At 57.8% G+C, this 8,943-nt stretch carries 8 protein-coding genes and 2 pseudogenes; 8 read left to right on the top strand and 2 right to left on the bottom strand.

Features of this window, described 5'->3' with window-relative positions:
- Window positions 1–400 (bottom strand): annotated as a pseudogene (locus HMPREF3096_RS04760) (Mu transposase domain-containing protein); the annotation flags it as partial.
- Entirely contained in the window at window positions 401–613 is a 213-nt protein-coding gene (locus HMPREF3096_RS30795) for a hypothetical protein (RefSeq protein WP_161989521.1), read from the bottom strand. It lies immediately after the preceding pseudogene.
- On the opposite strand from HMPREF3096_RS30795, the pseudogene HMPREF3096_RS31325 reads away from it, so the two are divergent.
- The 8 genes and pseudogenes from HMPREF3096_RS31325 to HMPREF3096_RS04720 all read left to right on the top strand — a co-directional run.
- Window positions 608–709, top strand: a pseudogene (locus HMPREF3096_RS31325) (integrase); the annotation flags it as partial. The gene HMPREF3096_RS30795 and the pseudogene HMPREF3096_RS31325 overlap by 6 nt on opposite strands.
- Window positions 710–993: 284 nt before the next feature.
- Window positions 994–2,121, top strand: coding sequence for a transporter substrate-binding protein (locus HMPREF3096_RS04750; protein ID WP_048293736.1), 1,128 nt, complete (start codon window positions 994–996; stop codon window positions 2,119–2,121).
- Window positions 2,118–2,711 carry an ANTAR domain-containing response regulator gene (locus HMPREF3096_RS04745; protein WP_004118229.1) on the top strand — a complete coding sequence of 198 codons (594 nt, stop codon included), beginning with the start codon at window positions 2,118–2,120 and terminating at the stop codon, window positions 2,709–2,711. The genes HMPREF3096_RS04750 and HMPREF3096_RS04745 overlap by 4 nt, the downstream gene beginning before the upstream one ends.
- Entirely contained in the window at window positions 2,708–3,556 is an 849-nt protein-coding gene (locus tag HMPREF3096_RS04740; protein WP_004118228.1) for an ABC transporter permease, read from the top strand. Before HMPREF3096_RS04745 ends, HMPREF3096_RS04740 begins: the two co-directional genes overlap by 4 nt.
- On the top strand, window positions 3,556–4,476 hold the full coding sequence (locus HMPREF3096_RS04735; protein WP_004118227.1) for an ABC transporter permease: 921 nt from the start codon (window positions 3,556–3,558) through the stop codon (window positions 4,474–4,476). Before HMPREF3096_RS04740 ends, HMPREF3096_RS04735 begins: the two co-directional genes overlap by 1 nt.
- 12 nt (window positions 4,477–4,488) lie before the next feature.
- Window positions 4,489–6,093 (top strand): ABC transporter substrate-binding protein, encoded by a 1,605-nt coding sequence (locus tag HMPREF3096_RS04730; RefSeq protein ID WP_004152278.1) that lies wholly within the window; start codon window positions 4,489–4,491, stop codon window positions 6,091–6,093.
- Window positions 6,094–6,137: 44 nt separating this feature from the next.
- Window positions 6,138–7,085, top strand: coding sequence for an acetamidase/formamidase family protein (locus HMPREF3096_RS04725; protein ID WP_023316423.1), 948 nt, complete (start codon window positions 6,138–6,140; stop codon window positions 7,083–7,085).
- 7 nt (window positions 7,086–7,092) lie between these two features.
- A complete protein-coding gene (locus HMPREF3096_RS04720) occupies window positions 7,093–8,826 on the top strand; it encodes an ABC transporter ATP-binding protein (RefSeq protein ID WP_004118832.1) in 1,734 nt (577 codons plus the stop codon).
- The last annotated feature ends 117 nt before the right edge of the window (window positions 8,827–8,943 follow it).

Raw genomic sequence — 8,943 nt, 5'->3', positions numbered from 1 at the left:
AGAGACGGTGCGATGCCATCTGCTGCTCATTACTGTAGATCCGCAGTTCATCATCCAGCGAGATCCGTATTGATACCGGCTGGCCACACAGGCTTTCCGGCACACTGTAACGGTTTCCGCCAACCTCGATATAGCCATCCCAGGAGACATGACGGATATCGAAGTAGCTGGTATCGAAGTCCGTATCCGGCAACGGCTGCAGATGCTCCTGTTCCTGCGTGAAGCGCTGTTCCGGTGTCTGCCTGAACTGGCGAAGTTCCCGCCTGTCGGCAACGTCAGCCATCCACTGCTCCAGTAGCTGATTAACCTGGGCGAAGCTGTCGAACCGGCGGTACCGGACGAAGAAGTTCTCCTTGAGGTATTTCACCATCCGCTCCACCTTACCTTTGGTTCTGGCCCTTTATGCTGACTCATTATTTCTGGCCATAAAGGTTCTGGCAGTGCCATCTTTCGGGTCAACAAAGGTAATATCTTCAGGATCACGACGAGGGCTGGCCAATGACAGAAATATTACGGGTTCTTCAAGAAGGGTTGGTAATGCATGGACAACATTACGCTCGAAAAAAAGCACGTGGCCGGGGGCAAATTCGGCTTCGTCACGAGGATCTTCCATCCAGAGCGTCCCCATGAATCCCTGAATAACCTGACGCCGGAGGATCACCTGCTGATGGCTGAAAAACCGGAACTCTCAAAAAGTGCGTGGAACTAAAACAGGTGTGCATTACTCCACCTCATGTTGAAGAGACCAGACTGCATCAGAAAATTGCACCATAACTGAGCAAGCCGCATCCCATTGGTGCAAAAGTGTCTCCAAAAATAAATAATCCATTGATTTAACTGTGCTTTAAAAATGGCATGAATTTTTCATGTCGGGTATATGCAAGCAGGGGCAACCCTTAAGCCTTGAATCCATTAAATATCGACAGGTAATGAAGCCTGATTGTCCTAATAAGGACAATCAGGCTTTTTTATTAATGCAGAGAGCAAACATACGTGCAAACTATTGATATTGGAATTTTGCTTTCCACAGAAGGTACCTACAGCCACCTGGCGAACAGCACACTGCTTGGTGCGCGCCATGCCTTAGAGGAAATCAATGCCGATCCTGCTTATCCTTTTCAGCTGCGGGCCCGACATATCAACCCTGCGGGTGAACTCGCAGCCTACAGTGAAGCGGTGAGCACCTTTATCGCTCACGGCATCCGCCATATCTTCGGAACCATTACCTCTGCCAGTCGGAAGGAGATTATCCCGGACCTGGAGCAGCATAACCTGCTGCTGTGGTATGGCTGTCCTTACGAGGGGTTCGAGAGCTGCGAGCAGGTCGTATATCTGGGCGGTTGTCCGAACCAGACTCTGCTGCCACTCCTGCGGCTGGCGCTGGATATGTTCGGAAATCGCTCCTGGCTGATCGGCTCTAACTACGTCTGGGGCTGGGAAAGCAATCGTATCGCCCTTGAGGTAGTGGAAGGTTCCGGCGGTACGGTGGTGGGCGAAAAATATCTGCACCTGAGAAACAGCAACGTGACCGAGTTGATTGAGGCGATTCTCAGCACAGAGGTAGATTTTGTACTCAATAACCTGGTAGGCGAAACCTCTTATGCGTTTCTGCGCGCACTGGACGAGGCCTGTCTTCGCGATCGGCGGACGTTAGCGGTGCTCAGCTGTAATTTTACCGAAGCCGAAGTCGCCGAAGTCGCGCCACTAAGGGCGGTACGTTTGCTTTCCTGCGGACCGTTTTTTGAGAGCGTCGATCTCGATTTTTGCGCGCGGCAGCACCTGCAACATGGCGCACAGCGCATCTCCCACTACTATATCGGCGGCTGGCGGGCAGTAAGGCTGTTTGCCAATAGCCTGCGCGAGGCCGGAAACAGCGAGCCGGGTGCGGTGCTGGCGGCACTGCATCGTCAGCACGACGTTGATTCTCCGGGCGCTCGCTCAGTAATGGCTCGAAACAACCACGCCTATTTGCCCTGCTACATCGCTGAGTTGCAACAAACTTGCTTTCAGATACTGCATCGCGAACCGCTGCCGGTTATGCCCGATCCCTATCTCTCCGCGACCGAGCTACGTGAAAGCCGAACGGTTGCAGCCAGACCTGCTCTGAGGATTGTTAAATGAAAACGCTGCTGTCCCCGGATTTAGATGCTCAGCCGCTCCTGCTGGTAGACTGTGAAGCAAGGAGTCGCGAAGCGCTGGAAAAAAACCTGACGCGGATGGGTATCCGCTGGCATCACCTGACCGGAGATGAGGCTTTACCTCCTCTCACCCCCTGTGCAGTACTGGTGGAACTGGAGGCATTCGCCAGCCCGCTAACCCTGAGCCAGATCAATCTGGCGGGAATACCGGTGATCGCGCTGACCTCACATGAGGGACTTTACCAGGTACAGCGCGCGCTGGAGTTAGGGGCAACAGCGCTCCTTACCAAGCCTATTACACAGCGAGCCATCTATACCACCCTGATGATGGCAGTGGGGCTGCGTCAGCAGTTGCATGACATTCAACAGCAACAGATGCTACTGCGCCAGCGTCTGGCAGCAATGCCGCAGATTACCCAAGCTCTGGCGGCCCAGATGCAAGCGGAAAGTATTGATGAACAACAGGCATGGGTTCGCCTGCGCTCGGAATCAATGTGTACGAACCAGTCGGTGGCACAGGTGGCGCAGAAGTGGCTGCTACGAATGTCGTCCGGCAAGCGGGGAGCACAATGAATAGAGTCGGATATTTTCTGCGCCGGCCAGCCCTGCTGCTCTCGCTGCTGTTTATTCTCCTGGTGGTGATGAGCGCGCTGTTTGCCCCCTGGCTCACCCCCTTCGATCCCGATGAACAGTTTGTCGAGGGACTGAGCCTGGAAGGCGCACCGCTTTCTCCCAACAGCACTTACTGGCTGGGAACCGATCTGCTGGGACGCGATCTCTTCTCGCGTTTAATTTACGGAGCTCGTACTTCGTTACTCATCGGTGTTGTCGCCAACGGCACTGCAGTACTGATCGGCGTCCTGGTAGGGCTTAGCGCAGGTTATCTGCAGGGGCGTATCGGAGGGCTGCTGATGCGCTTTACCGATCTGATGATGGCGTTTCCCGCACTGCTGCTGGCGATTGCCCTGGCGGCGATTTTCCAGCCAAGTGTCTGGATCGTGTCCCTGGTGATCGCCATGGTGAACTGGGTGCAGATCGCCAGGGTTATCTACGCCGAAACTAGCGCGCTTAGCGCCCGCGACTTTATCGCCGTGGAACGCACCCTGGGGGCCGGAACGTTGCGTATTCTCGGCGTGCATTTAATTCCACATCTGGCGCCAACGGTGCTGGTCTGGGCCACACTAGGCATCTCCACCACAGTCCTGCTGGAAGCTACTCTATCGTTCCTCGGGGTGGGGGTACAGCCACCAACGCCGAGTTGGGGCAACATCATCTTTGAAAGCCAGAGCTATTTTACTTCGGCTCCCTGGCTGGTGTTCTTTCCCGGCGCGGCGATTGTGCTGCTGTCGCTCTCTTTCAATATCGCTGGTGACGCCCTGCGCGACGCCCTCGATCCCGGCTTAAAAGGACGAAACTAATGCTATTTCTGGGAAAACGTCTGTTGCATGCCGGGCTGATCCTGCTTGGCGTTACGTTGATCTGCTATTTGCTGCTGTTTATGTTGCCCGCCGATCCAGCGCGCCAAATCGCCGGGCGCAGTGCCACGCCGGAAGTAGTCGAAAACATCCGCCATCAGTTGGGGTTGGATCTGCCGTTTTATCAGCAATATTGGCGTTATCTGCAGGGGCTGCTGCACGGCGATCTGGGACGCTCGTTTATTCAGCGCAGCGAAGTGAGTGAACTGGTTTCCGCCCGTATCGGGCCGTCACTGCAGCTGATGGCGGCGGGTATTCTCTGCGAGTTGGTACTGGGGATCGCCCTCGGCACCCTGGCGGCGTTAAAACGCGGCGGGCTGGCGGACCGGCTTCTGATGGCGCTCTCCTTTATCGGTGTTTCGGCGCCGCAGTTCATCGCCGCGATGCTTTTTCTCTATCTTTTCGCCGTGGTACTCAACTGGTTCCCGATGGGAGGCTATGGCGGCTTCAGCCATCTGGCGCTACCGGCGCTAACCCTCGGCCTGCTCGGCAGCGGCTGGTATTCACGCATGTTGCGCTCGTCGATGATTGAGGTGCTGCATCAGGATTTTATCCGTACCGCGCGGGCCAAAGGGCTGGGTCGAACCCGCGTACTGCTGCGTCACGTGCTGCCGAATGCCGTGCTGCCGCTAATTCCGATGATAGGCATTGATATCGGCATTTTTATGGGCGGACTGGTGGTAGTCGAATCGGTCTTTGGCTGGCCGGGTATCGGTCAGCTGGCCTGGCAGGCGATTCAACAGGTGGATATCCCGGTGATTGTCGGGGTAACCACCGTGTCAGCGGTTGCCATTGTTGGCGGCAACCTTATTGCGGATCTGGTGCTGCCGTGGGTCGATCCGCGCATTGATGTCAAAAAGTAGCAGGGGAAGATGATGAAAAATGCGTTATTGACAATGGCGGTGGCCGCGGCCTGTTTCTCTTATGGCGCGCAGGCTGACGAGAAGACCGGCGGCGATATCGTGGTGACCTACCAGAACGACGTGGCGACCCTCGATCCGGCCATTGGCTATGACTGGCAAAACTGGTCGATGATCAAAAGCCTGTTCGACGGCCTGATGGACTATCGTCCCGGCACCACCGAGTTGGTGAACGACCTGGCGGAGAGCTACGCCATTTCCGAGGACGGCAAGGTCTACACCTTTGTGCTACGCAAAGGGGTGAAATTCCACAACGGCCGCGAGGTCACGGCGGCGGACGTGAAATATTCTCTGGAACGCACAGTCAACCCGAAAACCCAAAGTCCGGGCGCCGGGTTCTTCAGTCCCATCGCGGGCTATGACGAGGAGGCCAGCGGTAAAAGCACGACCCTGAGCGGTATCGAGGTCGTCGACGATCATACGGTAAAAATCACTCTGAAAGAGCCCAACGCCACCTTCCTGCATGTGCTGGCGCTGAACTTTGCCTCGGTGGTTCCCCGTGAGGAGGTGGAGAAATGGGGCGCCGACTTCGGCAAGCATCCGGTCGGCAGCGGCGCGTTTGAGCTCCAGGAGTGGAAGCTGGGCCAGGAGCTGATCTTCCGCAAAAACCCGAACTACTTTAAAGCCGGCGTGCCGCGGCTGGATCACATAAAGTTCGAAATGGGACAGGATCCCTCGGTCGCTCTGCTGCGGCTGGAAAAAGGCGAAGTGGATATTGCCGGCGACGGCGTACCGCCCGCACAGTTTCTGTCGTTTAAAAACAACCCGGCCTATAAGGGCCTGATGGTCACCGGCGACCAGTTGCAGACCGGCTACGTGACGATGAAAACCACGCTGCCGCCTTTCGATAATCTCAAAGTCCGCCAGGCGGTGAACATGGCGGTCAACAAAGATCGCATCGTGCGCATCATTAATGGACGCGCGGCGCCGGCCAACCAGCCACTGCCACCCGCCATGCCCGGTTATGACAAGGCATATCAGGGTTTCAGCTACGACCCGGCAAAAGCGAAGCAACTGCTCAGCGAAGCGGGTTTCCCCAACGGTTTTGCTACCGAACTGTACGTGATGAATACCGATCCGCAGCCGCGTATCGCCCAGTCTATCCAGCAGGATCTGGCCAAAGTGGGCATCCACGCCAGCATCAAATCCCTGGCGCAGGCGAATGTGATTGCGGCGGGCGGCTCCGCCAGCCAAGCGCCGATGGTCTGGTCCGGCGGCATGGCGTGGATCGCCGATTTCCCGGATCCCTCCAACTTCTATGGCCCGATCCTCGGCTGCGCCGGGGCGGTAGAGGGCGGCTGGAACTGGGCGCGCTACTGCAACAAAGCGCTGGACGCGCAGGCGGCCGCGGCGGACAGCATGGTGAAACCCGACCAGCAGGACGCGCGCATTGAAGCCTGGCGCAAAATCTTCATCACTGCAATGGATGACGCGCCCTGGGTGCCGGTATTCAACGAGAAGCGCTACACCGTACATTCCGCACGCATGGGGGGCGAGGACGCGCTGTATGTCGATCCAGTGCATGTACCAGTCAACTACGACTATATCGGACTGAAATAATTTGATGGCGCCGGGACGGCGCCGCTGCTTAAAGGAGAGTCAGGATGTGCCAAAATTGTCTGGTGAAGACCATTCATCATGCTCAACATCATTTCGGCTGGGATAACAGCCTGAGCCCGGTCCTGCACGTAGCTTCCGGCAGCCAACTGGAGTTTCACTGCCTGGATGCGGCTAACGGCTGGTTCAACGCCGGTTCTACCGCAGCGGATATCCCAACGCTGCCGTTTGATAAGCTCAACCCGGTCAGTGGCCCGGTCTATGTGGAAGGCGCTCAGCCGGGCGATGCGCTAAAGGTGACGCTGGAATCCTTTCGTCCCAACGGCTTTGGCTGGACTGCGAATATCCCGGGCTTCGGCCTGCTGGCCGATCAGTTTTCTGATCCGGCGCTGACGCTGTGGCAATATGACCGCCAGGCCTTAACCCCCTGCGCCTTTGGCCGATATGGCCGCGTACCGCTGAAACCCTTCGCCGGTACCCTCGGCGTCGCTCCCGCCGCCGCGGGCCATCATTCGGTGGTGCCGCCGCGCCGCGTGGGCGGCAATCTGGATATTCGCGATCTGGCCGCTGGCTGCACATTATGGCTACCGGTGGAAGTAGAAGGCGCGTTGTTTTCTATTGGTGACACCCACGCCGCGCAGGGCGATGGTGAAGTCTGCGGCACGGCGATTGAAAGCGCGATGGACGTGGTGGTGAAGCTGGAAGTGGTTAAAGATATGCCGCTGAAAACGCCGCGTTTCGCCACCCCTGGCCCAGTGACCCAACATCTGGATCGGCACGGCTACAGCGCCTTCACCGGCATTGGCCCTGACCTGATGACCGCCGCCCGCGACGCGGTAAGCTATACCATCGATGCGCTGTGCCGCGAACAAGGGATGTCGGCGGAAGAGGCCTATATGCTCTGCTCCGTGTGCGGCGATCTGCGCATCAGCGAAATCGTCGATCGGCCTAACTGGGTGGTGTCGTTCTATTTTCCCAACAGCGTGTTTAATTAGGAGCGTTATGTCAGCAGTCCTATTTCCGGCGCCGCTGCTCTCGGTCGAGCGCCTGTCGATCCAGTTTGGTACACAGCGGGTGGTGGATGACGTCAGCTTTGCGCTCTGGCCGGGAAAAACTCTGTGCATTGCCGGCGAGTCGGGCAGCGGTAAATCGCTGACTTCGCTGGCGATCATGGGTTTGCTTCCGGAGGAGGCACAGATTCCAGGCGGCGCGATTATTTTTGATAACCAGGATTTGCTCAGCCTGCCGGAGCGGCAAATGCAGCTGCTGCGCGGCAAGTCGGTTGCCATGATTTTTCAGGAACCGATGACCTCGCTCAATCCGCTGATGACGGTGGGCCAGCAGCTGGAAGAGACGCTGCAACGCCACGAAGTGCTGGGCCGCCGTGAACGGCGCAGCCGGGTCAGCACGATGCTGGACGCGGTCAAAATCAGTCATGTGGAGAAGCGCCTGCAACAGTATCCGCACGAGCTTTCCGGCGGTATGCGCCAGCGGGTGATGATCGCCATGGCAATGCTGTGCCAGCCACAGGTGCTGATTGCCGATGAGCCGACCACGGCCCTCGACGTCACTATTCAGGCGCAGATCCTCGAGTTGATGCGCGAACTGCAGCAGGCGTTTTCCACCAGCCTGCTGTTGATCACCCACGATATGGGAGTGGTGGCAGAAATGGCCGATGATGTGCTGGTCATGAGTCACGGCAAAATCATGGAGCAGGCTCCGGCAAAAACGCTGTTTACCTCGCCGCAGGCGGCTTATACCCGCCAGCTGTTGCAGGCGGTACCGGTGCTGGGCCAGGCGCCCGCGCTGGCGCCGGTCGAGGCGACGCGACCGTTGCTCAGCGTCCGCGACCTCAGCGTGCGCTTTCCGGTGCGCGGCGACGGCCTGCGCGTGCGTCGCGAAGTCCATGCCGTCGATGGCGTCAGCTTCGATCTTTTCCCCGGCGAGACGTTGGGCATCGTCGGTGAAAGCGGCTGCGGTAAATCGACGACGGCAAAAGCGCTGATGAATATGGTGCCATTTAGCGGCAGCGCGCAGCTTAACGGACAGGAGCTGCACGGCCTGAAGGACGAGGCGTTAAGAGCGGTACGCCGCGATTTGCAGATGGTGTTTCAGGATCCCTGGGCGGCGCTCAATCCGCGCAAAACTATTTTCGACCTGGTTGGGGAGCCGCTGCTGATTCATGAGCAGATGCCCGCAGTACAGCGCACGGAGCGGGTGGCGCAGCTATTGCAGCAGGTCGGCCTGCCAGCGGAAGCGATGCGGCGTTATCCGCACCAGTTTTCCGGCGGCCAGCGCCAGCGCATTTGCATTGCCCGCGCGCTGGCGCTGAACCCGAAAGTGATCATCGCCGATGAATCGGTTTCCGCGCTGGATGTTTCAGTACAGGCGCAGGTGCTGACGCTGCTGGAAGATTTGCGTCAGCGCTATCGGCTCAGCTATCTGTTTATTTCCCATGATATGGCGGTGGTGGAGCGCATCTGCCACCGGGTAGCGGTGATGTTTGGCGGCCAGCTCGTGGAGATCGGCCCACGAGATCGAGTGTTGCACCATCCGCAGCATCCTTATACTCAGCACTTGCTCAGCGCCGTTCCTATACCTGACGTTCAGCAAAGACGGCAACCCCGAGCCACCAGCGCAATGCCGATAAGACCAGAACCGATCAAACCCATCGGCTATCAGAGAGTACCGCAGCGCTTTACCGATTTTGGCGACGGGCACCTCGTCGCCTGCTGAACAAAAAAGCATTCAAACCGGCGGATTTCCGCCGGTGGCAACACTGTTGCCACACAACTCGACGAGAGGCCATTAAACTGGAAAAGTTAGGGAAGGTGCGAATAAGCAGGTCATTTC

The sequence above is a fragment of the Klebsiella sp. HMSC25G12 genome (genome assembly GCF_001807705.1).
GTDB classification, from domain to species: Bacteria; Pseudomonadota; Gammaproteobacteria; order Enterobacterales; family Enterobacteriaceae; genus Klebsiella; species Klebsiella variicola.
Note: the sequence above shows the minus strand (reverse complement) of the source record. Positions and strands in the feature narration are given on the sequence as shown.